At 65.1% G+C, this 26,946-nt stretch carries 25 protein-coding genes; all 25 read left to right on the top strand.

Going from position 1 to position 26,946, the window contains the following annotated elements; genetic code table 11:
* Nucleotides 1-139 precede the first annotated feature (139 nt).
* The 25 genes from H2040_RS04880 (at nucleotide 140) to H2040_RS05000 (ending at nucleotide 26,764) form a co-directional block, all read left to right on the top strand.
* Nucleotides 140-748 carry a malonic semialdehyde reductase gene (locus H2040_RS04880; RefSeq protein ID WP_287155189.1) on the top strand — a complete coding sequence of 203 codons (609 nt, stop codon included), beginning with the start codon at nucleotides 140-142 and terminating at the stop codon, nucleotides 746-748.
* Nucleotides 748-1,395 (top strand): tRNA (adenosine(37)-N6)-threonylcarbamoyltransferase complex dimerization subunit type 1 TsaB, encoded by a 648-nt coding sequence (tsaB, locus tag H2040_RS04885; protein ID WP_287155505.1) that lies wholly within the window; start codon nucleotides 748-750, stop codon nucleotides 1,393-1,395. The genes H2040_RS04880 and tsaB overlap by 1 nt, the downstream gene beginning before the upstream one ends.
* Complete coding sequence (locus H2040_RS04890; RefSeq protein WP_287155196.1) at nucleotides 1,392-1,817, top strand: GNAT family N-acetyltransferase; 426 nt, start codon at nucleotides 1,392-1,394, stop codon at nucleotides 1,815-1,817. The genes tsaB and H2040_RS04890 overlap by 4 nt, the downstream gene beginning before the upstream one ends.
* Nucleotides 1,818-1,853: 36 nt before the next feature.
* Nucleotides 1,854-2,273 (top strand): Fur family transcriptional regulator, encoded by a 420-nt coding sequence (locus H2040_RS04895; RefSeq protein WP_022696895.1) that lies wholly within the window; start codon nucleotides 1,854-1,856, stop codon nucleotides 2,271-2,273.
* Nucleotides 2,274-2,388: 115 nt separating this feature from the next.
* Nucleotides 2,389-3,759 carry a tRNA (N6-isopentenyl adenosine(37)-C2)-methylthiotransferase MiaB gene (gene miaB / locus H2040_RS04900; protein ID WP_287155207.1) on the top strand — a complete coding sequence of 457 codons (1,371 nt, stop codon included), beginning with the start codon at nucleotides 2,389-2,391 and terminating at the stop codon, nucleotides 3,757-3,759.
* 56 nt (nucleotides 3,760-3,815) lie between these two features.
* Nucleotides 3,816-4,769: a PhoH family protein gene (locus H2040_RS04905; RefSeq protein WP_027068238.1), complete on the top strand. Its 954-nt coding sequence runs from the start codon at nucleotides 3,816-3,818 to the stop codon at nucleotides 4,767-4,769.
* Nucleotides 4,766-5,251 carry an rRNA maturation RNase YbeY gene (gene ybeY / locus H2040_RS04910; protein WP_287155229.1) on the top strand — a complete coding sequence of 162 codons (486 nt, stop codon included), beginning with the start codon at nucleotides 4,766-4,768 and terminating at the stop codon, nucleotides 5,249-5,251. Before H2040_RS04905 ends, ybeY begins: the two co-directional genes overlap by 4 nt.
* On the top strand, nucleotides 5,241-6,107 hold the full coding sequence (locus H2040_RS04915; protein ID WP_022696899.1) for a hemolysin family protein: 867 nt from the start codon (nucleotides 5,241-5,243) through the stop codon (nucleotides 6,105-6,107). Before ybeY ends, H2040_RS04915 begins: the two co-directional genes overlap by 11 nt.
* A complete protein-coding gene (gene lnt, locus H2040_RS04920; protein ID WP_287155243.1) occupies nucleotides 6,104-7,735 on the top strand; it encodes an apolipoprotein N-acyltransferase in 1,632 nt (543 codons plus the stop codon). The genes H2040_RS04915 and lnt overlap by 4 nt, the downstream gene beginning before the upstream one ends.
* 16 nt (nucleotides 7,736-7,751) lie before the next feature.
* Nucleotides 7,752-8,171: a helix-turn-helix domain-containing protein gene (locus H2040_RS04925; RefSeq protein ID WP_022696901.1), complete on the top strand. Its 420-nt coding sequence runs from the start codon at nucleotides 7,752-7,754 to the stop codon at nucleotides 8,169-8,171.
* Between the two features lie 132 nt (nucleotides 8,172-8,303).
* Nucleotides 8,304-9,473, top strand: coding sequence for a methionine adenosyltransferase (metK, locus tag H2040_RS04930; protein WP_022696902.1), 1,170 nt, complete (start codon nucleotides 8,304-8,306; stop codon nucleotides 9,471-9,473).
* 81 nt (nucleotides 9,474-9,554) lie between these two features.
* Nucleotides 9,555-10,241: a tRNA (guanosine(46)-N7)-methyltransferase TrmB gene (gene trmB, locus H2040_RS04935; RefSeq protein ID WP_287155275.1), complete on the top strand. Its 687-nt coding sequence runs from the start codon at nucleotides 9,555-9,557 to the stop codon at nucleotides 10,239-10,241.
* Between the two features lie 40 nt (nucleotides 10,242-10,281).
* Nucleotides 10,282-10,857, top strand: coding sequence for a hypothetical protein (locus H2040_RS04940; protein WP_287155284.1), 576 nt, complete (start codon nucleotides 10,282-10,284; stop codon nucleotides 10,855-10,857).
* Nucleotides 10,858-10,952: 95 nt separating this feature from the next.
* A complete protein-coding gene (rimP, locus tag H2040_RS04945; protein ID WP_022696903.1) occupies nucleotides 10,953-11,495 on the top strand; it encodes a ribosome maturation factor RimP in 543 nt (180 codons plus the stop codon).
* Nucleotides 11,492-13,162 carry a transcription termination factor NusA gene (gene nusA / locus H2040_RS04950; RefSeq protein WP_287155299.1) on the top strand — a complete coding sequence of 557 codons (1,671 nt, stop codon included), beginning with the start codon at nucleotides 11,492-11,494 and terminating at the stop codon, nucleotides 13,160-13,162. The genes rimP and nusA overlap by 4 nt, the downstream gene beginning before the upstream one ends.
* Complete coding sequence (locus H2040_RS04955; protein ID WP_287155507.1) at nucleotides 13,155-13,775, top strand: RNA-binding protein; 621 nt, start codon at nucleotides 13,155-13,157, stop codon at nucleotides 13,773-13,775. The genes nusA and H2040_RS04955 overlap by 8 nt, the downstream gene beginning before the upstream one ends.
* Nucleotides 13,776-13,901: 126 nt before the next feature.
* On the top strand, nucleotides 13,902-16,427 hold the full coding sequence (infB, locus tag H2040_RS04960) for a translation initiation factor IF-2 (protein ID WP_287155307.1): 2,526 nt from the start codon (nucleotides 13,902-13,904) through the stop codon (nucleotides 16,425-16,427).
* Nucleotides 16,428-16,517: 90 nt separating this feature from the next.
* Nucleotides 16,518-16,979, top strand: coding sequence for a DMT family transporter (locus H2040_RS04965; RefSeq protein ID WP_287155316.1), 462 nt, complete (start codon nucleotides 16,518-16,520; stop codon nucleotides 16,977-16,979).
* A 173-nt stretch (nucleotides 16,980-17,152) separates the two neighbouring features.
* Entirely contained in the window at nucleotides 17,153-19,741 is a 2,589-nt protein-coding gene (locus H2040_RS04970; RefSeq protein WP_287155324.1) for a TonB-dependent receptor, read from the top strand.
* Nucleotides 19,742-19,846: 105 nt separating this feature from the next.
* A complete protein-coding gene (locus H2040_RS04975; protein WP_287155332.1) occupies nucleotides 19,847-20,737 on the top strand; it encodes a hypothetical protein in 891 nt (296 codons plus the stop codon).
* Nucleotides 20,738-20,807: 70 nt separating this feature from the next.
* Nucleotides 20,808-21,200 carry a 30S ribosome-binding factor RbfA gene (rbfA, locus tag H2040_RS04980; RefSeq protein ID WP_287155338.1) on the top strand — a complete coding sequence of 131 codons (393 nt, stop codon included), beginning with the start codon at nucleotides 20,808-20,810 and terminating at the stop codon, nucleotides 21,198-21,200.
* Between the two features lie 2 nt (nucleotides 21,201-21,202).
* Nucleotides 21,203-22,156, top strand: coding sequence for a tRNA pseudouridine(55) synthase TruB (gene truB / locus H2040_RS04985; protein WP_287155347.1), 954 nt, complete (start codon nucleotides 21,203-21,205; stop codon nucleotides 22,154-22,156).
* Between the two features lie 16 nt (nucleotides 22,157-22,172).
* Nucleotides 22,173-22,442, top strand: a complete 270-nt coding sequence (gene rpsO, locus H2040_RS04990; RefSeq protein ID WP_287155354.1) for a 30S ribosomal protein S15 — start codon at nucleotides 22,173-22,175, stop codon at nucleotides 22,440-22,442.
* A gap of 50 nt (nucleotides 22,443-22,492) precedes the next feature.
* Complete coding sequence (pnp, locus tag H2040_RS04995; RefSeq protein WP_287155362.1) at nucleotides 22,493-24,619, top strand: polyribonucleotide nucleotidyltransferase; 2,127 nt, start codon at nucleotides 22,493-22,495, stop codon at nucleotides 24,617-24,619.
* A gap of 180 nt (nucleotides 24,620-24,799) precedes the next feature.
* Nucleotides 24,800-26,764 carry a DUF885 domain-containing protein gene (locus tag H2040_RS05000; RefSeq protein WP_287155371.1) on the top strand — a complete coding sequence of 655 codons (1,965 nt, stop codon included), beginning with the start codon at nucleotides 24,800-24,802 and terminating at the stop codon, nucleotides 26,762-26,764.
* The last annotated feature ends 182 nt before the right edge of the window (nucleotides 26,765-26,946 follow it).

Below are 26,946 nucleotides of genomic sequence, written 5' to 3' on the forward strand. Positions count from 1 at the left end.
CGATGTATCCGCCATATCCAGCCCTCAAGCCCAGGGCGCGCGGCTCAGCGCCTCGCACGCGCAGCATATTTCATTGTGAACGCCCGCCGCGCTAGGACATTCATTTGTCCGGAACAAGAATTATTCTCGAGGAGACGCCATGCCTGTGAACAAGCCGCTTTCCGATTCCTGTCTGAACCAGACGTTCCGCGACGCCCGCACCCGCAATGGCTGGCTGGACGAGGACGTGCCGGAAACCCTGATCCGGGCGACCTATGACCTGCTGAAGCTGGGCCCGACCAGCGCCAATCAGTGCCCGGCGCGTTTCCTGTGGCTGCGCTCCAAAGAGGCAAAAGAGCGCCTGAAGCCGCACCTGATCGAGCCGAACCAGGACAAGACCGTCGATGCGCCCTGGACGGTGATCGTCGCCTGGGACTGGAACTTCCATGAGAAGATTCCCCAGCTCTTCCCGCATAATCCGGAAGCGAAAGAATGGTTCGAGGACGAGGATGCCCGCTTCGATAACGGCTTCCGCAATTCCTCGCTGCAGGGCGCTTATCTGATCATCGCCGCGCGCATGATGGGGCTGGACTGCGGCCCGATGTCGGGCTTCGACAAGGACGCGGTGAACAAGGAGTTCTTCGCGGACGATCCGGAAATGAAGGACTGGCGCGTCAATTTCATCTGCAATCTGGGCTATGGCGACGACACCAAGCTGTTCGAGCGCTCGCCGCGGTTCAGCTTTGAAGAAGCGGGCAAAATCCTCTGATCGTCCTCGGCCTTGATACGTCGGCGGCGAACTGTTCCGCCGCGCTGATCGACCGGGACGGGCTGATCGGCGCGCGGGTGGAAGAAATCGGCCGCGGCCATGCGGAGCGTCTGGCGCCGCTGGTGCGCGCGCTGATGGAAGAGACCGGCGTCACGGCCGGGCGGCTGGACCGCATCGGCGTGGTGGCCGGGCCGGGCAGCTTCACCGGCGTGCGCGTCGGCGTCGCGTTTGCGCGCGGCCTCGCCCTGACGCTGGATATTCCCGCGGTCGGGATCAGCGCGCTGGCCTGCGCGGCGCGCAGCGCAGACCCGGCGCGCGGGAAAACCGTTCTGGCCGCGCACGACGCCCGCCGCGACGAACTGGCCTGGCAGATTTATGAGCGCGGCGCGGCGAAAGGCGAAATGCGTCTGGACCACGTCGAAGCCGTCGCCGGGCAGGCGCGCGGCATGGATGATTTCATCCTCGCGGGCAGCGGCGCGATGAAGCTGGCCGCAGCGCTGGGCGGCCTCGAGACGGCGGCGACCGAGCCGCCGGACCCCGAGCAGGCGGCGCGCCTGGCCGCCGAGGCTCAGGACCTTGCCCCGCCATCGCCCATCTATCAGCGCCCGCCCGACGCCAAGCGGCCCGGCGGGATAACTCCGCCATGAGCGTTCGCCCGGCCGGGCCGGGAGACGCCGAAGCCATGGCCGCCATCCATGAGAAAAGCTTTCCGCGCGGCTGGAGCGCCGGGGAGATGCGCACGCTGCTCTCGGGCAAGGGCGCAACCGGCGTGATCGACGCCGGCGGCGGTGGTTTCGCGCTGGGCTGCGTGGTGGCGGGCGAGTCGGAAATCCTCAGCCTCGCCGTCGATCCGGACCGCCGCCGCGCCGGGCTGGGCCGGGCGCTGCTGGCGGCGCTGGAGGCGCAATGCGCCGCCGCCGGCTCGGCGCGCATGGTGCTGGACGTTTCCGAAACCAACGCCGCGGCGCGCGCGCTCTATGCCGCGGCGGGCTATGGCGAGGCGGCCCGGCGCAAGGCCTATTACGCCGACGGGGCGGATGCGCTGATACTCGATAAGCAACTGCGCTAGACCTTCGCGCGCCGGCGCGATTATAAGAGGCGCGATATGACCGATACCCGCATCGAAAATCTCTGTGTCGAAAAGGGTCTGCGGATGACCGAACAGCGCCGCGTCATCGCGCGCGTGCTGTCTGTCGCCGACGATCACCCGGACGCCGAAACCCTCTATGAGAGGGCCAGCGAGATCGATCCGAATATCTCGCTCGCCACGGTCTACCGCACCGTGCGTCTGTTCGAGGAAGCGGGCATTATCGAACGCCATGATTTCCGCGACGGCCGCTCCCGCTTCGAGGAAGCGCCGGAGGATCACCACGACCACCTGATCGACGTGAAGTCGGGCGAGGTCGTGGAGTTCATGAACGAGGAGATCGAAAAGCTCCAGAAAGAGGTGGCGCGCAAGCTGGGCTATCGCCTGGTCGATCACCGGCTGGAGCTGTACGGCGTCAAGCTGAAGGACGGCGAGTAGGCCCGCGCCGATTCAGCGCCGCTTCTTGCGTGCGCGCCTTGCCTTCCCCATAAGTCCTTGCCTTGATTTAAGCGGAAAAAGCCGCGCCCCTGAAACGTGCGCGGCGTGAAGAGTGATGGCCGAGAACAAGCGCGTCCATATCAAGACCTATGGCTGCCAGATGAACGTCTATGATTCCGAGCGGATCAAGGACGTGCTGGCGCCGCTTGGCTATGAGACGACCGATACCCCGGACGGCGCCGACCTTGTCGTCCTCAATACCTGCCATATCCGCGAAAAGGCGGCCGAGAAGGTCTATTCGGAGCTGGGGCGCCTGCGCCCGCTGAAAGAAGCGAAGGCCTCCGGCGGCGGGGAAATGCTGGTCGCCGTGGCGGGCTGCGTGGCGCAGGCCGAGGGCGCGGAGATGAAACGCCGCGCGCCGATGGTCGACATGGTCATGGGCCCGCAGACCTATCACCAGCTGCCCGAAATGATCGCGAAACTTCACCGCAAGTCGGGCGAGGCGCTGGCCGCCGATTTCGCGGTCGAGGAAAAGTTCGACGCCCTGCCCAAAGCGCGCAGCGTCAACGGCCCGTCCGCCTTCCTGACCATTCAGGAGGGTTGCGACAAGTTCTGCACCTTCTGCGTTGTGCCCTATACGCGCGGCGGCGAATATTCCCGCCCTGTGGACCAGATCGCCGCCGAGGCGCGGGAGCTGGCGTCCCGGGGCGTGCGCGAAGTCACCCTGCTGGGCCAGAACGTCAACGCCTATCATGGCGAGCCCCCGGCGGGCCGCGAGGAAGACGGCGACTGGGGCCTTGGCCAGCTGGCGCGGCATATCGCGAAGATCGGCGGTATCGAGCGGATCCGCTACACGACCAGCCATCCCCGCGACATGGACGATGCGCTGATCAATGCGCACGCCGAGGAAGAAAAGCTGATGCCCTACCTGCATCTGCCGCTGCAGGCCGGGTCGGACAGAATCCTCAAGGCGATGAATCGCGGCCACACGCTGGAATCCTATCTGACGCTGATCGAGAAAATCCGCGCCGCGCGCCCCGATATCGCCATGTCCTCGGACTTCATTGTCGGTTTCCCGGGTGAAAGCGCGGACGATTTCGAAATGACGATGGAGGCGGTGCGCGAGGTGAATTACGCGCAGTGTTTCAGCTTCAAATATTCCCGCCGCCCCGGCACGCCCGGCGCGTCGATGATGAAACAGGTGGCCGAGGACGAGAAATCGGATCGCCTCGCTCGTCTGCAGGCGCTGCTGGAAAGCCAGCAGGTGGATTTCAACGCGTCCTGCGTCGGTCGCGAACTGCCGGTCCTGTTTGAAAAGCCGGGCCGCAATGAAGGCCAGCTTCAGGGCCGCTCGCCCTATCTGCAGGCCGTGCACGTTCAGGGATCGCAAGACCTGATCGGACAGATCGCGCCGGTGCGCATTGAATCCTCCTCTCGCAACAGCCTCGCCGGCGCGCTCGTCCGGGAAGGAGCGGCCGCCGCGTGACTCAGCCGCGCAAGGGCGAGGCCCGCGGCAAGCGCCGCCGGGAAGCCACCGAAACCATCCATTTTGAAGACAGCGCGCTGGCCAAGCAGCTATCGGGGCCCAATGACCGCTGGCTGGCCCTGATCGAGGATGCCTTCGACGTGCTGATGGCCGCCCCGGGCGGCGCGGTGACCATCACTGGCGGCACTGATGAGCGCGAAGCCGCCAAGCGCGCCATTCTGGACCTGCACGGCCGCATTTCTTCGGGCCATTTCGATGGCGAGCCGGACGTGAAGGCCGCGATACGCTTCGCCCGCCACGACGGAGAGCCGGGCCTGACGACCGAGGGCGTGATCCGGGTGGGCCGCCGCACGGTGATCTCGCCCCGCACGCCCAACCAGGCCGGCTATATCGACGCGCTGGCCAAATATGACCTGAATTTCGGTGTCGGTCCGGCCGGCACCGGCAAGACCTTTCTCGCCGTCGCCTATGGCGCGGGGGAGCTGATGGCCGGGCGCGTCAAGCGTCTGGTGGTCACCCGCCCCGCCGTCGAGGCGGGCGAGCGCCTCGGCTTCCTGCCAGGCGATCTGGCAGAAAAGGTGGACCCCTATCTGCAGCCGATCTGGGACGCGCTGCAGGACCTGCTGGGCCGGGAGGCGCTGGACAAGCGCCGCGCGGCGGGAGAGATCGAGGTCGCGCCGCTGGCCTTCATGCGCGGGCGCACCCTTTCCAACGCCTTTGTCATTGTGGACGAGGCGCAGAACGCCACCGTCGCGCAGATGAAAATGGTGCTGACCCGCATCGGCGAGGGCGCGCGCATGGTGGTCACCGGCGACCCCTCCCAGGTGGACCTGCCGCCGCGCGAACGCAGCGGGCTGGCGCACGCCATCGATATTCTCCACAATGTCAGCACCATGAAGGTGACGCGCTTTGAAAAGGGCGACGTGGTGCGCCATCCCATCGTCGCGGAGATCGTGGAAGCTTACGAGGCCGATCTGGCGCGCCAGAACGAGGCGCGCGACTCTTCATGAACGATGTCCCCAGTCCCGACAGCATAGAGACTTTAAGCCGCGACCCGCGATGGGACGCGGACGAGGAAGACTGGCCGTCCCTGGCCGAGAAGGCCCTGTCCGTCGTCAATGCCGCCCTGAAGCCCGAACGCCGGGGCGAAATCGCCCTGCTTCTGGACGATGACGCGGCGCTGCAGGCGCTGAACGCGCAATGGCGCGGCAAGGACAAGCCGACCAATGTCCTGTCCTTCCCGGCGCCGCCGGGCCCGATGCTGGGCGATATCGCGGTTTCGCGCGACACGCTGGCGCGCGAGGCGGCGGAACAGGGCAAGACGTTCCGCGATCACGCGCTGCACATGATCGTGCACGGCCTGCTGCATCTGCATGGCTTCGACCATGAAACCGATGACGAGGCCGGGGCGATGGAGGCGCTGGAGACGCAAATCCTCGCCACGCTCGGCGTTGACGATCCTTACGCCAGCGAGGCCGCCCATGCCCTCTGATTCCCGCGACGACATATTATCGCGCCTGTCCTCCCTGTTTGGCGGGCGCACCCCGCCCGATGCGGAATCCACCGATGACGCGCCGCGCCTGGAGCCGGCGGAAATGCTGGACAAGATGGCCGCGTTCGAAGGGCTGCGCATCGAGGATGTGATGGTGCCGCGCGCCGACATCGTGGCGATTGATGTCGCCACGCCGCTGGGCGAGGCCGCGCGCGCGTTCGCAGAGGCCTCCCATTCCCGTTTGCCGGTCTATCGCGAGACGCTGGATGACCCGCTTGGCATGGTCCATATCAAGGACGTGATCGGCATGCTGGCCCCGGACGAGGGTCGCGGCCTGCCGCCGGACCTGTTCTCCCGCCGGGCGCTGGAAGGCGTGGTGCGCAACGTATTGTTCGTGCCGCCCTCCATGAAGGCCGTGGATTTGTTGCTGCGCATGCAGACGCGGCGCATCCACATGGCGCTGGTGGTCGATGAATATGGCGGCACGGACGGCCTGCTGACGCTTGAGGACCTGGTCGAGCAGATCGTCGGCGATATCGAGGACGAGCACGACGAGACCGCCGCGCCCAAGCTGCGCGCCCGCGGCCCCAATATATGGGAGGCCGACGCCCGCGCCTCCATCGAGGATTTCGAGGCGCTGATCGGCCGCGAGGTCGCCACCGACGAGGAGGAAGAGGACGTCGACACGCTCGGCGGACTGGTCTTCACCATCGCCGGCCGCGTGCCCGAGCGCGGGGAGGTGGTGAAACACCCCTCCGGCATCGAGTTCGAGGTGGTCGAGGCGGACCCGCGCCGCGTCAATCGCCTGCTCGCGCGGGACGTATCGCCCGCTGAAACGGAGATGGGCGGGAAATGACGCAGGCCGCGCCCCTGTCGCGGTTCCGCGCTTTCCTGATGACGCCGGGCATTCTTCGCTCCGGCGGTCTGGCTTTTCTGCTGGGCTCTGTCTCGGTCATGGCGCATGCGCCGTTCGGCCTCTGGCCGATGATGATCTTCACCCTGACCGCCCTTGTCTGGCTGCTGGACGGGGCGTTCGAGAGCGAACGCAAATACCGCTCCGCCGCATGGCGCGCCTGGGCGTTCGCCTTCGGTTATTTCTTCTTCGGCCTCTACTGGGTCGCTTACGCCTTCATCAATCGCGGCCCCGAATTCGCCCCGATGATCCCCTTCGCGATCACGCTTCTGCCGGCCGGGCTGGCCCTGTTCTGGGCGCTGGCCGGGGCGCTGGCCATGCGGTTCTGGACGCGGGATGTGCGGCGTATTCTGGTGTTCGGCCTGGCGATCTTTGCCGCGGAATATGCCCGCGGCCACCTGTTCAGCGGTTTTCCCTGGAATCTGCCCGGCCTGATCTGGCCGGCGGGCGGGCCGGTCTCCCAGAGCGCGGCGTGGTTCGGCGTCTACGGCCTCAGCTTCCTGACCCTGACCGGGTTCGCCGCGCCCGCGGCGATGGCCGGTCCGGACGCCTCGCCCCGGCTTCGCTCCGCGCCTCTGGCGGTCAGTTTCGCGGTGTTCGCGATCCTGTTCGGGATGGGGCTGGGCCGTCTGGCGCGGCCGGTCCCTGATGACGCGCAAACCGTCACGGTGCGCGTGGTGGAGGCCGGTTTCGGCCAGCGCGACAAGTGGGATCCGGCGGGCCGGCAGGCGGTGATCGACCGGTATGCGGCGCTTTCCGGCGCCGGCGATCTGGATGCTGTCGACATGGTGATCTGGCCGGAGGCGGCGCTCCCCCTGCCGCTTCTGGAAGACGGCGCCGCGCTGGCGCAGCTCGGCGGCGCGCTGGGCGGGGAGACATGGCTGGGGACGGGCCTTTATCGCCGCTCCCCCACGCCCGATGGCGGCACGGAATACTATAACTCCTTCGCCGTACTGGGTTTTTCGGGCGATCAGGCGCAGCTGGCGGCGCTGTACGACAAGCGCCTTCTGGTGCCGTTCGGGGAATTCACGCCCGGGGCGGCAGTGCTGAACCGGCTGGGATTCCGGCTGCCCTCAGCCATCGCCAGCGGCATGACGCCCGGCCCCGGCCCGGTGACGCTGGACGTCGCCGGCGTGCCGCCGTTCGCGCCGCTGATCTGTTACGAGATCATCTTTCCGGGCTTCACGCCGGACGATGAAAACCGGCCCTCATGGATCCTGAATGTCTCCAACGACGCGTGGTTCGGCCCCACGCCCGGACCCTGGCAACACCTGGCCCAGGCGCGCTTCCGCGCGATCGAGGAAGGCTTGCCGGTGATCCGGGCGGCGTCGGGCGGCGTATCGGGAGCGATCGATGCGCGGGGCCGGCAGGTTGCCGCAATGCCTCCATATTCTTCCGATTACCTCGATATCCAGATTCCGGACCCTGGTTATGCTACATTATACTCTCGCTTTGGTTTTTTGGGCGTTCTGGCCCTTGTCCTAGTTGCGCTTGGGGCGCTTGCGCTTTTGGCGCGAAGCGGCTTGACGCCAGCGAAAACCCGCGTCGATAACAAAAAAACTTCATACTAAAAGGACTTCGCCGCCCGTGACCAAAACCAAGGGGCCTAACCCGGTAGACAAGCATGTCGGTTCTCGCGTGCGCCTTCGCCGCAAGATCATGAACATGAGTCAGGAATCGCTGGGCGAAGCTCTCGGCGTTACTTTTCAGCAAGTCCAGAAATACGAGCGCGGGGTCAACCGGATCGGCGCCTCGCGGCTCTATGCCGTCTCGCACGTGCTGGAAGTTCCGGTCGGTTTCTTCTTCGAAGGGCTGGAAGCGCCGGACGCCGTGACGGGCATGGCGGAAGGCGAACAGCAGCCGCTGATGTACGACTTCATCCAGTCCACCGATGGCGTGGCGCTGGCCAGCGCCTTTTCCAAAATCCAGGATCCCAAGGTGCGCCGCCGCGTGATCGAGCTGATCCGCGCGCTGAGCGACGAGGACGACGAGTCCGGCGACGCCTGATCCGGCGGAAATTCGCGCAATTTAACGGAAAGATTCAGGGGCGCGCCTTGAAAACAGCCCCCTTATCGGCTTACTTCCAGCTGCATCATATAAAGATTCCTTTATATCACCCGCAGACGGAGTTCCGCCGCAATGAGCCGATCCGCCTATCTTTTTACGAGTGAGAGCGTATCCGAAGGGCACCCTGACAAGGTGTGCGACCGCATTTCGGACACGGTCGTGGACATGTTCCTGGCCGAAGATCCCAATTGCCGTGTCGCCTGTGAGTGCCTGACCACCACCAACCGCATCGTCCTGGCCGGCGAAACGCGCGGCCCGGTGTTTTCCGACAACCAGCTGGAAGACGCCGTGCGCGCCGCCGTGAAGGACATCGGTTACGAACAGGACGGCTTCCACTGGAAGACCGCCGAATTTTCGAATTACCTGCACGAACAGTCCGCCGAGATCGCACAGGGCGTTGACGAGTCCGGCGACAAGGAGCTGGGCGCGGGCGACCAGGGCATCATGTTCGGTTTCGCCTGCAACGAGACCGAAGAGCTGATGCCGGCCCCGATCCAGTTCTCGCACAATATCCTGAAAGTGCTGGCCGACGCGCGCAAATCGGGCAAGGAGCCCAAGCTGCTGCCGGACATGAAGAGCCAGGTTTCGCTGGCCTATAACGGCGACGGCAAGCCGCAGCGCACGACCTCCATCGTGCTGTCCACCCAGCACACCGAAGACCTCGACCAGGATGCGGTCCGCGAAATCGTGAAGCCCTATATCGAGCAGGTTCTGCCCGATGGCTGGATGTGCCCGGACGAAGAGCTGTACGTGAACCCGACCGGCAAGTTCGTGATCGGCGGACCGGACGGCGACGCCGGCCTGACCGGCCGCAAGATCATCGTGGACACCTATGGCGGCGCGGCCCCGCATGGCGGCGGCGCGTTCTCCGGCAAGGACCCGTCCAAGGTGGACCGTTCGGCGGCCTACGCCACGCGCTATCTCGCCAAGAACGTCGTCGCGGCGGGCCTGGCGGACAAATGCACGCTTCAGGTCGCCTATGCGATCGGCGTGTCCAAGCCGCTGTCCATCTTCATCGACCTGCACGGCACCGGCCGCTGCGACGAGGACAAGCTGGCCAAGCGCCTGAATGAGGTAATGAACCTGTCGCCGGGCGGCATCCGCAAGCACCTGCAACTGCAGCGTCCGATCTATGCCCGCTCCGCGGCCTACGGCCATTTCGGCCGCACGCCGGACAGCGATGGCGGCTTCTCCTGGGAGAAGACGGACCTGGTCGACGATCTGAAGGATCTCGCCGCGTAAGGGTTCGCTGCAAAAACCGTATCGGGAAGGGCGGCGCGCATTTGCGCCGCCCTTTTTCGTTGTCTAAAGCCTCTTCCCGCCGTGACCGACGACTCTCCCCATCCGAAAAACCGCCGCCTCTATGGCCGCGCGCAGGGCAAGCCGCTCAGCGCCCGCCGTCAGAGGCTGATCGATGACCTGCTGCCCGCGCTGGAGCCGCCCGGGGGCGCGTTCGATCCGCGCGGGATGTTTCCGGACGCCGGCGAGGCGTGGCTGGAAATCGGGTTCGGCGGGGCCGAGCACCTGATCGAACAGGCCCGGCGGCGGCCCGATACGGGCATTCTGGGCGTTGAGCCGTTCCTGGACGGCGTCGCCAAGGCGCTGGCCGGGGTCGAGGACCACGATCTGAAGAATGTCCGCCTGCATCGTGGCGACGCCCGCGATCTGGTCGAGCGCATGACGGACGCCGCGCTGGACCGGGTCCTGATCCTGTTCCCGGATCCCTGGCCCAAGAAACGCCACTGGAAGCGCCGCATCGTCAGCGAAGGTTTCGTGGCCGAGCTGGCGCGCGTTCTGAAGCCCGGCGGGCGCTTGCGCTTCGCCACCGATGTCGCCTCCTATCAGGACTGGGCGCTGGAGCGTTTCCTGAAGGACGGCCGCTTCGACTGGCTGGCCGAACGCGCCGCCGATTGGCGCGACGCTCCGGCCGATCATGTCACCACGCGCTATGAGGAAAAGCGGCTGGGGGACGCCGCGCCGGTCTTTTTCGATTTCCGCCGAACCGGCTGACGCCCTTCCATCGCCGCGCCGCCGCGCCTATTTTGTGCGCGTGGAAAATGAAACCGCCAATCCGGAGGAAGCGCCGCGCGATGACGCGGCCCCGTCCAACGCCGATATGCGCTGGAGCTTTCTGCGCGACGTGGCGGTGTTCCAGGGCAAGATGGCGCTGGACAATATGCGCGACCTCGTCCTGATGCCGGCCTCTCTCGTGGCCGCCGGGCTGGACATTGTCTTCAAGGGCGAGACGGAGGGGCAGCGCTTCTACAAGGTGCTGAACTGGGGCCGTCAGAGCGAAGAGATCATCAATGTCTATGGCGCGGTGTGCGAGACCGATCCGGACGATGAAACCCTGCGCAAGGAATATTCGGTCGACGCCATCGTGGCGCGGCTGGAGGGCGTGATCGTCCGCGAGTACGAGAAGGGCGGCACGGCCGCCTCCATGAAGCGCGCCGTGGATAACGCCATCGACCAGCTGCAGCGCGAGGCGAACGGCCATGGCGTCCGCGCCGGGGACGCCCTGCGCGCCGCGATCCGCCGCATGAATATCCGCGCCGGCGCCGCGCGGGCGGACGGCGCCGCGCCGCAGCCGGACGGCTTGCGGGAGGATGACGAGGCGCGTATATAGCTGTTCTTGTAATTGGCACTTGAGCGTCGATGAACGCTCGAGCGGCGCTCGGGGAACCGGGGCCGCTTTTTTGTTGCTTTCGAGGGAGCAAAACCTTGCGGGCCAGAACCCCACAGGAAAAGCGTCTTCTGGAAATCGCCGACCCGGTCGCGGCCGATCTGGGTCTGGAAGTGGTGCGCGTGCGCATCCAGGGCTCCAACGCCAAGACGCTGCAACTGATGGCCGAACGCCCCGACGGCACGATGAATGTCGAGGCTTGCACGGATCTTTCGCGCGCCCTGTCGGCGGTGTTCGACGTCGAAGACCCGTTTTCCGGCGAATGGTCGCTGGAGGTTTCCTCCCCCGGCATCGACCGGCCTCTGACAGAGGTCCGGCACTTTGAGCGCTGGGAAGGCTATGACGCGAAGATCCAGCTCGACCGGCTGGTCGAGGGGCAGCGCCGCTTCCGCGGCGTGCTGGCCGGCGTCGAGGACGGAAACGTACTTCTGGATATCGAAGGCGAGGACGAAACCGCCCTCATCCCCTTCGACTGGATTGAGGACGCCAAGCTCATGATGAGCGAGGATTTGATCAAGGAAAGCCTGCGCCGCTCCAAGACGGAGGACGCGGGCGACAATCAGGGAGATACCGGGCAATGACCACGTCAGGCGTCAGCGCCAACCGGCTGGAGCTGCTGCAGATCGCCAAGGCGGTCGCGGCGGAAAAAACGATCGATGAGGGGCTGGTCCTCGAAGCGATCGAGGAAGCGATCCAGAAGGCCGCCCGTTCGCGTTACGGGGCGGAGCTGGACATCCGCGCCAAGATCAACCCGGTCTCCGGCGATATTTCCCTGAAACACCGCATCACGGTGGTCGAGGACGGCGAGGTGGAGAACGAATCCGCCCAGATCCCGCTGACCGACGCCAAGAAACGCGACAAGACCGCCGATGTCGGCGCCTATTTCGAAGAAGACCTGCCGATGTTCGATTTCGGCCGGGTCATGTCGCAGACCGGCAAGCAGGTGGTGATGCAGCGCCTGCGCGAAGCCGAGCGCGAGCGCCAGTTCGAGGAATACAAGGATCGCGTCGGCGAGATCGTCAACGGTATCGTCAAGCGCGTGGAATACGGCAATGTGATCATCGACTTGGGCCGCGCCGAGGCGATTGTCCGCCGCAATGACGGCCTGCCGCGCGAGAACCTGCAGGTGAACGAGCGCGTGCGCGCCTATATCTACGATGTCCGCCGCGAGACGCGCGGCCCGCAGATTTTCCTGTCGCGCGCGCATCCGGACTTCATGGCCGCCCTGTTCGCGCAGGAAGTGCCGGAAGTCTATGAAGGCGTGATCGAGATCCCGGCGGTCGCCCGCGACCCCGGCTCCCGCGCCAAGATCGCCGTGCTGACCAATGACTCCTCCATCGACCCGGTCGGCGCCTGCGTCGGCATGCGCGGCTCCCGCGTGCAGGCGGTGGTGAACGAGCTGGCGGGCGAGAAGATCGACATCATCCCGTGGTCGCCCGATGCGGCCACCTTCATCGTCAACGCGCTGCAGCCCGCCGAAGTGGCCAAGGTGGTCCTTGATGAAGAGGATAACCGCGTCGAGGTCGTGGTCCCGGAAGAGCAGCTGAGCCTGGCCATCGGCCGCCGCGGCCAGAATGTGCGTCTGGCCTCGCAGCTGACCGGCTGGTCCATCGACATCCTGACCGAGGAAGAAGAGTCCGAGCGCCGGAACAAGGAATTCACCGAGCGCACCGAGCTGTTCCAGGAGGCGCTGGACGTCGACGAGGTCATCGCCCAGCTTCTGGTCTCCGAAGGCTTCGAGTCGGTCGAGGAAGTGGCCTTTGTCGAGCTTGGCGAGATCGAGCATATCGAGGGCTTCGACGAGGAAACCGCGCAGGAGCTTCAGGATCGCGCCCGCGAACACCTGCAGCGCCTGACCGGCGACCTGGATTCCAAGCGTCAGGAACTGGGCGTTCAGGACAATCTGATCGCCTTCCTGGGCGGCGAATCCATCGACACGCTGAAAACCTCGATCAAGCTGGCCGGCGACGACGTGAAGAGCGTCGAGGACTTTGCCGGCCTGACGCCGGACGATCTGCGCGGCTGGTATGAGAGCCAGGACGGCGAACGCGTTCGCCATCCGGGCCTGCTGGACGAGTATCGTCTGTCGGCCGAGGACGCCGAGGAGCTGATCATGCGGGCGCGTCTGGACGCCGGCTGGATCACCGAGGACGACTACAAGGAAGCGGTCGGCGTCGCCGAAGAGGAAGAGGCCGAGGAAGAGGAACTTCCCGAGGCCGCGAACGAAGAGGGGACGCCGTCTGAGTAAGACGAAGCTCCGCGAACGCCGCGATACGGCCAGCGGCGAGGTCCGTCCGGAGACGGATCTCGTCCGGCTGGCCATTTCGCCGGAAGGGCGTCTGGTCCCGGACCTTGGGGCAAAACTGCCCGGGCGCGGCGTCTGGGTGGCGGCGGAACGGGACGCGATCGCCAAGGCGCTGAAGAAAAAGGCGTTTGCGCGTTCGGCCGGTCAGGCGGTGGATCCGGGGCCGGATCTGGCGGCGGAAATCGAAACCGCGCTTGCGCGTTCGGTTTTGTCGCTTATCTCTCTGGCAAGGCGTGCGGGCGATCTGACCTCCGGGTTCGATCAGGTGCGCGCGGAGATCAAGGCCCGGCGGCCGGCCCTCATGATCGAGGCGTCGGACGGCGCGGATGACGGGCGCGGCAAGCTGGTCGCGCTTCATCGCGCCGCGTGGGGCGAGCCGGAAATGGTTTCGCTGTTCACCGCGGCGGAGCTGGGCCGGACGATCGGGCGGGACAGCGCGGTTCATCTTTGCCTGGCCGATGGCGGCCTGGCGGAGCGGATGAAAGCGGATGTCGCCCGTCTCAGAGGATTTCGCGCTGACGCCGCCGATTTGGCCGGCGCAGCGGAGAATGGTTGAATAAGCTTGGCAGGCGTTTAGTTTAGCGCGCCTTCAGGCGATGAAGCGGCTGCGGATCGGGCGAACGGCAGGCCTGGGCCGCCGCTTTGCCTTGAATGAATGACTGCCGGGCAGAAACGGATTTGAATGAGCGACGCCAAAGATACCGATAAGCCGGGAGGCCGCAAACCGCTGACTCTCAAGCGGACCACGGGCGCAGGCACTGTAAACCAGAGCTTTGCGCGCGGAAAGACGAAGTCCGTCGTGGTCGAGAAGAAGCGCAAGCGCGTACTCGGCCCGCAGAGCGGCGGCGCGCCGACCCGGACGCGGGAAGAGGCCAAGAAGGCCCCGCCCAGGTCGGACCGTGGTCTCTCTGAAGAGGAAATGCAGTCGCGCCAGCGCGCGATCGAGAAGGCGCGCGCCGAAGAGGAAGAGCGCCGCGAGCGCCAGCGCGCCGAAGAGGAAGAGCGCGAACGCCGCGCCGCCGAGGACCGCCAGCGCCTCGAGGAAGCGCGCAAGCGCGAAGAGGAAGAGGCCCGCCAGCGCGAAGCCGAACAGGCCCGCGCCAAGGCCGAATCCGAGGCCGCCGAGGCGGAATCCAGGGTCGAGGAGAGCCGCGAAAAGCCGGCCGACAAAAAGTCCGCCCAGAAGGAAGCCCCGGAAGAGGAAGGCCTCGCCGGCGCGGTCGAACGCGCGGGCGGACGGGTCAAGTCCAAGAAATCGGGCGGCCCCGCCGCGCCGAAAGCCTCGCCCAAGAAGCGCGCTGAATCGCCCAAGCGCCGCGGCAAGCTGACCATTCAGAACGTGTTCGAGGACGACGAGGACCGCCAGCGTTCGCTGGCCTCGGTCCGCCGCGCCCGGGAGCGCGAGAAGGAACGCCGCGAACAGGGCGGCGCCGGCTCTGACAAGCAGGCGCGCGATGTCGTGGTTCCGGAAACCATCACGGTGCAGGAACTGGCCAACCGCATGGCCGAGCGTACGGCCGACGTCGTTAAGTATCTGATGAAAGAAGGCCAGATGCTGCGCGCCAACGAGGTCATCGACGCCGACATGGCGGAGCTGATCGTCGAGGACTTTGGCCACCGCATCAAACGCGTCGCCGAATCCGATGTCGAAACCGGCTTTATCGAGGACGACGATCCGGAAGAGAAGAAAAAGCCGCGTCCGCCGATCGTGACCGTCATGGGCCATGTCGACCACGGCAAGACGTCCCTGCTGGACGCCATGCGCTCCACCGACGTGGTGGCGGGCGAGGCCGGCGGCATTACCCAGCATATCGGCGCCTATCAGGTTCAGATCGCCTCGGGCGACAAGATCACCTTCCTGGATACGCCGGGCCACGCCGCGTTCTCCGCCATGCGGGCGCGGGGGGCGAACGTCACCGACATCGTCATCCTGGTGGTGGCGGCCGATGACGGCGTCATGCCGCAGACGGTCGAGGCCATCAATCACGCCAAGGCGGCGGAAACGCCGATCATCGTGGCGGTCAACAAGATCGACAAGCAGGGCGCCGATCCGCAGAAAGTTCTTCAGGACCTGCTGCAGCACGAGATCGTCGTGGAATCGATGGGCGGCGACACGCAGGTCGTCGAAGTTTCCGCGCTACAGAAAAAGGGTCTGGACGAACTCACCGAAGCCATCGCGCTTCAGGCCGAGGTTCTGGAGCTGACGGCCAATCCGGACCGTCTGGCCGATGGCATCGTCATCGAATCGAAGCTGGAACAGGGCCGCGGCGCCGTTGCGACGCTTCTGGTCAATCGCGGCTCGCTCAAGCGCGGCGACATCGTCGTGGCGGGCACCCAGTGGGGCAAGGTCCGCGCCCTGATGAACGAGCGCGGCCAGCAGGTGAAACAGGCCGGTCCGGCGCTTCCCGTGGAAATCATGGGCCTGGACGGCGCGCCCGAGCCCGGCGAGCCCTTCGCCGTGGTCGAGACCGAAGCCCGCGCCCGCGACCTGACCGAATATCGCGTCCGCATGGTGCGCGACAGCCAGACCGGCGGCGGCCCCAGCGCGGCCGCGTCGCTGGAACAGATGATGACCCGCGTGAAGGACAAGGAAATTTCCGAGTTCCCGCTGCTCATCAAGGCTGACGTTCAGGGCTCCGCGGAAGCCATCGCCGGTTCGCTCAACAAGATCGGCAATGACGAAGTGCGCGCCCGCATCATCCATCAGGGCGTCGGCGGCATCAGCGAATCCGACGTGTCGCTGGCCAAGTCGTCCGGCTCGCCGATCCTTGCGTTCAATGTTCGCGCCAATAAACAGGCGCGCGAACTGGCCGAACGCGAAGGCGTGGAGATCCGCTACTACTCGATCATCTACGATCTTCTGGACGACATCAAAGCCGTGCTGGAAGGCATGCTGGCGCCGGAGAAGCGCGAGGAATTCCTCGGCTACGCCGAAGTTCTGGAGGTGTTCAACATCTCCAAGCTGGGCAAGGTCGCCGGTTGCCGCATCACGGACGGCATCGTGCGCCGCGGTTCAGGCGTCCGCCTGCTGCGCGACGACACGGTGATCCACGAAGGCAAGCTGTCGACGCTGAAGCGCTTCAAGGACGAAGTGACGGAAGTGAAGTCCGGTCAGGAATGCGGCATGGGCTTCGAGAATTATCACGACATCCAGAAGGGCGACCAGATCGAGTGTTTCGAGGTCACCATGCACGAACGCACGCTGTAAGGCGCGCATTCGGTTGGAAACAGGATGACGGGGCGGCTAGGAATGGCCGCCCCGTTTTCTTTTTGGCTCCAGTGAAAGTCAATTTCGCAAATGAACCCTGCGCTCCTTCTCCCCCTCGTCCTGGTTGCCGTCGCCGGCGCGGCGGTCGCCATGCAGCCGGCCTTCAACGGCCAGCTTGCGCAGCTTCTCGGCTCGCCGGTCCGGGCCGCGCTGGTCAGTTTCTCTGCCGGGGTGGTCGTTTTGTTCTGCCTCAGCGCTGCGCTGGTTTTCAAAACGGGCCTGCCGACGGGCAAGGAGCTGGCGCGCGTGCCGCTGCATCTGTGGTTCATCGGCGGGACGCTGGGCGCCTTCTTCGTCGCCACCTCCGCCTGGACGGCGCCCCGTATCGGCGTGGGGGCTTTTTTCGCCACTTTGATCGCCGCCCAGCTGATCGCGGCCATCGCGCTGGATCATTTCGGCATGATCGGCATGGAGGTCCGCCCGGCGACGCTGATGCGCGTGGCGGGCGCCGGTTTCCTTGTTCTGGGCGCGCTGCTGGTGGTGCGCGGCTAGAAACCGGAACGCTATCAGGTTTCTTTATGAAAGTGTCTTCAATCCGTTGCGGCGGCGTCAATAAAGCTTGACGGCGAGTTCACCGAACCGTTTCCGAACGGTCACGCCTTCCCGCGATTTTCCCCCGGTTTTCACGCCGGTCCCGGCGTGTGTGCCTTTGAGGGGAAAATCCGATGACACCGACCTTCCGCCGCGCCGCGCTGGCTGGCGCCGTTTCGATGATCGCGCTTTCCGGCGCGGCCTACGCCCAGGATGACGCCCGGACCGAGGACGGCGTCGATAATATCGTCGTCTATGGACAGGCGTTGTCCATCCAGCGCGCGATTGAAGCCAAGCGCGAATCCGACTCCATCATCGAGGCGACGGCGCAGGACGATATCGGCCGCCTGCCGGACCTCAACACCGCCCAGGCCGTGCTTCGCCTGCCGGGCGTGGCGGTGCAGAACGACCAGGGCGAGGCCCGCTTCCCCATTCTGCGCGGCCTGAACGCCACCTATAACCGCACCACGATCGACGGCTATATCGTCGCCTCGCCTGAGCGCGGCGGCCTGGGCCGCGCGGTGCCGCTGGACCTCATCCCCGCCTCTCTGGTGGAGCGGATCGAGGTGCAGAAAACCATCACGCCGGACCGCGACCACAACGCCATCGGCGGCTCCATCAATCTGGTCACGCGCTCCGCGCTGGACAGCGACGAGCCGTTCCTGCTCGGCTCCGCCTTCATCGGCCATCATGAAAATTCCGGCGACGGCACGACGCTGGACGAGGGCGACGAGGTGCAGCCCTGGCGCGCCAATTTCGCCGCCGGCCGCCGCTTCGGTCCGGACGGCCAGTTCGGCCTCGTCGCCGGCTTCGACTACTCGATCCGCAACTTCAATATTCCGCAGGTCGAGGTGGATGACGCCGACTATACCGAGTTCGACTCGGCCGGGAACAATGTCGGTCTTGGCAATGGCAACGGCTTCGTCGTGCCGACTAATAACCGCATCTTCTTCTATAATAATGTCCGCGAGCGTATCGGCGCGGTGGTGAAGGGCGAATGGCGGCCGAACAGCCAGTTCCGCTTCGAAATCGCTGGCTCCTATAACGAGTACAACGACTCAGAGCGTCGCGACGAGGAAACCTACGAGCTGGGAACCAGCGGCGCTTCCAGCCAGCCGGCCACGATCCGCAACCAGACCGCCACCACCGGCGTCAGCGACACCGGCTATGGCTTTATCGGCATCGGCCGCTTCGTGCTGGACCGCGAAATCACCAGCCTGCGCGCCTCGGGCGAATGGATCCCGGCCGAGGGCTGGCTGGTCGAAGCGGGCGGCGCGATCTCGACGGCGGAGCTGACCAACCCGGAAGTCACCGAGGGCTTCCAGACCGATACCAGCTTCGGCGCGCGCTATGATACGTCCGGCTTCTTCCCCTTCACCGATCCGCTGGACCCGGCCGCGTTCGGCGACCTGACCAACTGGGCGCACACCAATCGCGGCACGCTGGACCGCTTCGCCGAGGACGACATCTATGAGGCGACGCTGGACGTCACCTGGGATTCGGTTCCGGTTCAGGGGCTGGAACTCAAGGCGGGCGGCCTGATCCGCAACGCGGAGAAGTCCGAAGGCTTCACCTTCAACCGCTATGTCGCCGATCCGGCGCTCGGCTACACGCTGGCCGATGTGGCCGACCCGGCGCTGGCCGGCGTGGACTGGCAGGGTGGCTATCGTTTCGAGAACCGCATCGGGCTGGACGCCTCGGACGCCTATTTCCAGTCCAACGCCTTCGCCCTGACCGCGACCTCGGAAAGCGGCTCCGACGCCGAGGAGAAAGTCACCGCCGGCTATGTCATGGGCCGTTATGAAACTGGTCCGCTGATGGTGGTTGGCGGCGTGCGCGTGGAGAACACCGAATGGGAGGGCGCGCCACTGGGCGGGGCGCTGGTCAGCGGCGATTACACCGATGTCCTGCCCTCGGTGAACGTGCGCTATAACCTGACCGGGGATCTGGTGCTGCGCGGCGCGGCCTCGCAGACCCTGGGGCGGCCGGACCTCAACCAGCTGACCCGCGGCGAGAACATCAATCTCACCGACAACACGATCTCCCGCTCCAATCCGGACCTGAAACCGCGCCTTTCCAGCAATTTCGACGTTTCTCTGGAATGGTACATCCCGCAGGGCATCCTCGCCGCGGGCGTGTTCTACAAGGACGTGAAGGACGAGATCTTCGTCCAGACCACGCAAGGCCCGGTCGAGGTGGACGGCGTCGCCTACAGCGCCCTGACCCAGCCGGAAAACGCCACAAACGCCGAAATCCGCGGCTTCGAGGCGCAGTACCAGCAGACCTATTCCTTTCTGCCCGCGCCGTTCGACGGTTTTGGCGTCTCGGCCAATATCACCCTGCTGGACACCGAATTCGTGGTCCCGGTCCCGGCCGGCGGCACGCGTGAAACCGGCTTCTTCCAGCAGCCGGACATGACGGCCAACCTGACTGCCTTCTACGCCACGGAGGCGTTCGAGCTGCGGGCCTCCTACAACTACACGGACACGTTCCTGGACACCGTGAACGCGGGGAACGCCAATCTCGACGAGTATTGGGAGGACCGATACCAGGTGGACCTGCAGGGCCGCTTCAACGTCACCGACCGCATCACCCTGATCGGCGAGGTGCAGAACCTGACCGATCAGGGCCGCACGGAGCTGACAGGCCCCGGCGCGGAATATCTGCAGGAGGATGCCGATTTTGGCCGCACCTTCTGGCTGGGGGTCTCTGCGGCGCTCTAGGGGGCTGGCGTCGCAAGAACTTCATTGGCGCCCGGCGGCGGGCCTTCCTACCGTCGCCGGGCGCATCCCTTCCCTTTCCTGTGAGATTCTCCCGGAGTTTTCGCCATGATGATCAAGCGGATCCTGTTGCTCGCCATCTTTGCCCTGGTTGCCTCCGCGCAGGCGTTTGCGCAAAGCCGCTGGGCCGACTGGCCGACCTATGAACGGCCGGAGCCGGTACAGCTTCAGGCCGCGGAAATCGCCCGCATCGAAGCGCCCGAGGCGCGGCAGGGCGCGGCGGCGGACGCGGACCATATCTACGCCATCGTCAATTTCGCCATTGGCAAATATGACCGCGAAACCGGCGAGCGCGTGGCCGCATGGGAAGGACCGCGCGGCGGCCTGATCGGCCACCTCAACAGCTGCTTTGCCGAGGGCGGCCAGCTGCTCTGCGCCAATTCCAACCACCCGGAAGTGCCGATGGCCAGCTCGGTAGAGATTTTCGACACCGAAACGATGGAGCATGCCGGCACCAAAAGTCTTGGCCTGATGGACGAGGGGTCGCTGACCTGGTTCGATCATCTGGGCGCGGGCTGGATCGTCGGTTTCGCCCATTATAATGACGAGACGGGCGAGCCCTTCAAATCCAACGCCTATGCCGGGGTGCATACGTTCGACAAGGAATGGCGCCGCACGGGCGGCTGGCGCCTGCCGCCGCACCTGATCGCCGAAATGGCGCCGCAGGCGGCCTCCGGCGGGGCGCTGGGCGAGGACGGGCTTCTTTATATCTTTGGCCACGACAAGCCGGAGCTTTACGTGCTGGCGAAACCGGACATGGGCCCGACCTTGCTGCATGTCGCCACGATTGCGGTGGATGCGGAAGGGCAGGCCTTTTCCTTCGATCCCGAAGATCCGCGCGTTATCTGGGCCATCAGCCGCCCCAACGGTCAGGTTCGCGGCTTTCGCCTGCCGGAGGTGCCGCTGGAAATGGAGCACGCCCGGCGTTTCGCGAAATAGCGGTTGATCGCTGCGCCGGTCCCTGCGCCGCGTCTTGACTTCCCCCTCGCGCGGACCCTTCTGTGAGGGCATGAAATCAAGAGGCAATTCCAAGAAGGGGCCGACGCAGCGCCAGCTCCGCGCCGGCGAACTGATCCGTCACGCCATCGCTGAAATCCTGATCAAGGAAGCGATGCACGATCCCGCGCTGGAAGGCGTCTCGGTGACGGTCTCGGAAGTGCGGGTTTCGCCCGACCTCAAGCACGCGACCGTCTTCTGCGCGCCGCTGGCCGACCAGAACCATGAAGAAGTGCTGGCCGGCCTGAACCGCGCGGCGGGCTTCCTGCGTCACCGTCTGGGCGACGAGATCGAGACAAAGTTCACGCCGTCCCTGAAATTCGTTCATGACGAATCCTTCCAGGCGGCCAGCGACATGGACGCGCTGATGCGCCGTCCCGAAGTCGCGCAGGATCTGGACGACTAGGCATGGCCAAACGGCGGACGGGCAGGAATGTCCATGGCTGGGTGGCCCTGGACAAGCCGACAGGCATGAGTTCGGCCAAGGCCCTCAACGACGTCCAGCGCTTGTTGGACGCGAAAAAGGCCGGTCACGCCGGAACGCTGGACCCGATGGCCAGCGGCGTTCTTCCCCTGGCCTTTGGAGAGGCCACCAAGACGGTCTCTTTCATGATGGGGTCGGGCAAGTCCTACCGCTTCACCGTGAAATGGGGCGAAAGCACCGATAGCTGTGATGCGGAGGGCGCGGTCACGGCCACCAGCGACGTGCGGCCCGACCGCGCGGCTATAGAGGCCGCGCTGCCCGCCTTTATCGGTGAAATCGATCAGGTTCCCCCGCAATTTTCCGCCATCAAGGTGGATGGAGAGCGCGCCTACAAGAAGGCCCGCAAGGGCGAGACCGTGGAGATGAAGGCGCGCAAGGTTCGCGTTGACGATCTGCGCCTCGCGGAGAGGCCGGACGCCGATACCGCGGTGTTCGAGGCCGATTGCGGCAAGGGCGTCTATGTTCGTTCGCTGGCGCGCGACATCGCCGCCGCGCTGGGCGCGGAAGGCCATGTCACGGTGCTTCGGCGGACCCGTGTCGGGCCGTTCGCCGCGGAACAGTGCCATACGCTGGACGAATTGAGCGATTTGGCGCATAAGGCCCGCCTGACTGAGGTATTGAGCCCGGTACAGACCTCGCTGGACGACATCCCGGCGGTGGCCGTGACCGAGGGAGACGCCTTCAGTCTGAAGCAGGGGCGCGAGATCGTTCTGCTTCCGCGGATAGCTACAGAGCTTCGCGAAAAGGCCAGTCCCCGCACCATTGATGGTAAGGACGCTTCTCGTTGGGCTTTGGCGCACGTGGATGGAACGGCCGTCGCCATTGGCGATGCGCGCGCCGGGCGGATGACGCCGGTGCGCGTGTTTAATTTGACCTAGAGTTTAGGAGAATACGATGTCGGTTACGGCAGATCGCAAAGCCGAATTGATCAAGGATAACGCTCAGAATGACGGTGACACGGGGTCGCCGGAGGTTCAGGTCTCGATCCTCACAGAACGGATCGCCAACCTCACAGAGCACTTCAAGACGCACAAGAAGGACAATCATTCCCGCCGCGGGCTCCTGAAAATGGTGTCCCAGCGCCGCCGCCTTCTCGACTATCTCAAGCGCAAGGACGAAGCTCGTTACAAGGCGCTGATCGGGAAGCTGGGCATTCGCCGCTAGGACGCGACAGATCGCAATACCGTTAGACGCGGCCGGAAGATGAAAGACGTATGTTCGATATAAAGACCGAAACGATTGAATGGGCGGGGCGCGAGCTCACGCTTGAAACGGGCCGCATGGCCCGCCAGGCCACGGGCGCGGTTGTCGCGACCTATGGCGACACCAAGGTTCTGGCGACGGTCGTCGCCGAACCCAAGGCGAAAGAGGGATTTGATTTCTTCCCCCTGACCGTCAACTACATCGAGAAAACCTACGCCGCCGGGAAGATTCCCGGCGGTTATTTCAAGCGCGAAGGGCGTCCGACCGAAAAGGAAACCCTCACCTCGCGCCTGATCGACCGGCCGATCCGGCCGCTGTTCGCCAAGGGGTTCAAGAACGACACCCAGGTGATGATCCACGTGCTCAGCCACGATCTGGAAAATGACCCGGACATCGTCTCCCTGGTTGCGGCCTCCGCCGCGCTGACCATTTCCGGCGTGCCCTTCATGGGCCCGATCGGGGCGGCGCGCGTGGGCGTGATCGACGGCGAATACGTCATCAACCCGACCGTGGACGAGCTGGAAGACTCCGACCTCGACCTGGTCGTCGCCGGCACCGGCGATGCGGTGATGATGGTCGAATCCGAAGCGAAAGAGCTTTCGGAAGAAAAGATGCTGGGCGCGGTCATGGCCGGCCATGAATCGTTCCAGCCGGTGATCGAGGCGATCATCAATCTGGCCGAGAAGGCGGCGAAAGAGCCGTGGGACTTCCAGCCGGAAGACCGCTCGGAGCAGAAGGCCCAGCTTTCCAAGCTGGTCGAGAAAGAGCTGCGCGACGCCTACAAGCTGTCCGACAAGACCGAACGCCGCGCCGCCATCGACGCCGCCAAGGAAAAGGCGGTGGAGAAGCTGGTCGCGACCGAGGACAACCCGGACGGCATGACCAGCCAGGTCTTCAATGATGTCTTCAAGTCGGTGGAAGCCTCCATCGTCCGCGGCGACATCATCAAGACCAAGAAGCGCATCGACGGCCGCGCGCTGGACGAAGTCCGCCCGATCATGGCGGAAGTCGCCACGCTGCCGCGCGCGCATGGCTCCTCGCTGTTCACCCGCGGCGAAACGCAGGCCCTCTGCGTCGCGACGCTGGGCACCGGCGAAGACGAGCAATATGTCGACTCCCTGACGGGGACTTATAAGGAGACATTCATGCTCCATTATAATTTCCCGCCGTTTTCCGTCGGCGAAACCAGCTTCCGTCTGGCTCCGGGCCGCCGCGAAATCGGCCACGGCAAGCTGGCCTGGCGCGCTCTCAAGGCGGTCATGCCCGACGCCGAGGAATTCCCCTACACGATCCGTCTGGTCTCGGAGATCCTGGAATCCAACGGTTCCTCCTCCATGGCGACCGTCTGCGGCGGGGCGCTGGCGATGATGGATGCGGGCGTGCCGATCAAGCGCCCGGTTTCCGGTATCGCGATGGGCCTGATCAAGGACGAGGACGGCGTTGCGGTCCTGTCCGACATCCTGGGCGATGAGGACCATCTCGGCGACATGGACTTCAAGGTGGCCGGCACGTCCGAAGGCGTGACGTCCCTGCAGATGGACATCAAGATCGCCGGCATCACCAAGGACATCATGGAAACCGCGCTGGAGCAGGCCAAGGGCGGCCGTCTCCACATCCTCGGTGAAATGAACAAGGCCCTGACCGAGTCCCGCGGCTCGGTGGGCGAATATGCGCCGCAGATCGAAACGATCACCATCCCGACCGACAAGATCCGCGACGTCATCGGCACGGGCGGCAAGGTCATCCGTGAAATCGTTGAGACGACCGGCGCCAAGGTCGACGTCAATGACGACGGCGTGATCAAGGTCGCCTCCAGCGACAAGGCCTCGATCGAGCAGGCCGTGAACTGGATCCGGGGCCTCACGGCCGAGCCGGAAGAAGGCGAGATCTACAAGGGCAAGGTCGTGAAAGTCATGGACTTCGGCGCCTTTGTGAACTTCTTCGGCCCGAAAGACGGCCTGGTGCACGTCTCCCAGATGAAGCAGGAGCGCGTGGGCCATCCGTCTGACGTGGTTGCCGAGGGCGACGAGGTTTATGTGAAGCTTCTGGGCTTCGACGACCGTGGCAAGGTCCGCCTGTCCATGAAGGTCGTGGATCAGGAAACCGGCGAGGAAGTCTCCGAAGACAACGCCGAATAGGCAGCGTCTTCGCGGCAATCCGCACCCAAATGTCAAAGGCCGCCGCCCGAAAGGGGCGGCGGCCTTTTTCTTTGCAGCGCCGCCTTGCCGCGCGGGTCGGCGCCGATCAAGATGCGCGGCAATCCAAGCAACGCCGCGAACCCGCAGCCCATGGGTCCGCAAAGGGGAGAGACAAATCACATGAGCCTGAAAACAATGCTGCTGCTCGGCGCCGCCGCGCTGGCCCTGACCGCCTGTGGCGATCCCGCCGCCGATAATGCTGAAACCGAAGGCGCGGCCCCGGCCGAAACCACCGAAAACGCGGCCCCTGAAACCGATACCGCTGCGGGCGAAAGCCCGGTTGTTACCGAAGCCCAGCAGGAAGCCCGCGCCGAATTCGACGCCGCGATCCAGCAGGTGACGGTGGAGCTGTTCCGCGAGAGCCCGGAATTCGCCACCTATCTGGGCCTGCCGCAGGAAATGATGGGCGGCCCCTACAACCACCACTGGGGCGATTACGGGCCGGAGGGCGATGAGGCCGCCCGCGCCATGGCGCGCGACTTCCAGTCCCGCCTGGACGCGGTCGATCCGGAGCCGCTGGACCATAACCGCCGCCTGACGCTGCGCCTTCTCAAGGACCAGATCGACGCCGGCATCGCCGCGATGAACGTCGCCGATTATGGCGTCGGCAGTCCGGCGGGCTTCACCGTCTATCCGGTCACCCAGCTGTCCGGCCCGCATATCGACATGCCCAATCTCCTGCAGGCGCAGCAGCCGGTGCAGGATGCGCAGGGCGCGGAAGACTATCTCGCCCGCCTGGCCGACATGGCGCGGGTGCTGGATGAATCCATCGCCATCATGGAGCGCGACGCCGAACAGGGCGTGGTTCCGCCGGACTTCGTGCTGGAGAAAACGCTGGCCGTGATCGAGCGATTCACCGCCGACGCCCCGACCGACAGCATCCTCTACACCGCTTTCGACAAGAAGCTGTCGGATGCGGAGATCGAGGGCGCGGACGATTATCTCTCCCGCGCGGAAACCACGATCACCGACATTGTCTATCCCGCGTATGGCCGCCTGGCCGATACCCTGACCACGCTCAGCGAGGATGCGGTGCACGAGGCCTCGGTCTCGCGCCTGCCCGATGGCGCGGCGCTTTATAACGCGCTGATCCGCATCAATGCGGACGAGCCGGACCTGACCGGCGACGACATTCACCAGATCGGCCTGGACGAGGTGGACCGCATCCATGAGGAAATGGACGCCCTGTTCGCCGAGATCGGCATGACCGAGGGCACGATTGGCGAGCGCATCACGGAGCTCTCCACCAATCCGGAATATCTCTATGACGATACCCCGGAGGGGAAGGAGCAGGTGATCGCCGACCTGAACGATCAGGTCGAGGAAATCCGTCCGCTTCTGGACGAGTATTTCGGCACGGTGCCCCCGCAGGCGCTGGAAATCCGCCGGGTTCCGAGCTTCTCCGAGGAATCCGCGCCAGGCGGTTATTATGACCTGCCCTCGCTGGACGGGTCGCGTCCGGGCATCTACTGGATCAATCTGCGCACCACGGCGATCTGGCCGAAATGGGCGCTGAAGACCCTGACCTATCACGAAGGCATTCCCGGCCATCACTTCCAGCTGGCCATCAATCTGGACAATCAGGATACGCCCCTGCTGCGCAAGCTGACGGCCTCCACCAACGCCTTTTCGGAGGGCTGGGGCTTGTATTCGGAGCGTCTGGCCAAGGAGATGGGCCTGTATGAGGGCGACCCGCGCGGCGATATCGGCCGCCTGCAGTCGGAATTGTTCCGCGCCGCGCGCCTGGTGGTCGACACCGGCATGCACGCCAAGGGCTGGAGCCGGGAGGAAGCCATCGACTTCATGGTCGATTCCGGCGCGGTGACCGACCGCTCCGACGCCATCGTGGAGATCGAGCGCTATGTCGTCTGGCCGGGCCAGGCGCTGGGCTACAAGATGGGGATGATCAAGATCCTGGAGCTGCGCGAAAAGGCGCGCGAGGCGCTGGGCGAGGATTTCGATATCCGGCAATTCCACGACAAGCTGCTGGTGGAAGGCGGCCTGCCGCTGACCGTCATGGAAGCCGAAGTCGATAAATGGATCGCCGAACAGCAGGCGGACGGCAGCGCCGACCCGGCCGAATAGGCCCCGCTTTCGTCACCCGTTTTTGACATTAGTGTCACAAACAAGAGGCCGGTCCGGTTGCCCGGGCCGGCCTTTTCATTTGTCGCTTTCAGCCGGCGTCCGCCTCTATACTCATAGGAATCAAGGGCTTGTTTAATAAGCGCGCTTCCGGATTCCGCTGAAAATTTCACAAAACTCCGCTT

The sequence above is a fragment of the Euryhalocaulis sp. genome (assembly GCF_013911995.1).
GTDB classification, from domain to species: Bacteria; Pseudomonadota; Alphaproteobacteria; order Caulobacterales; family Maricaulaceae; genus Euryhalocaulis; species Euryhalocaulis caribicus.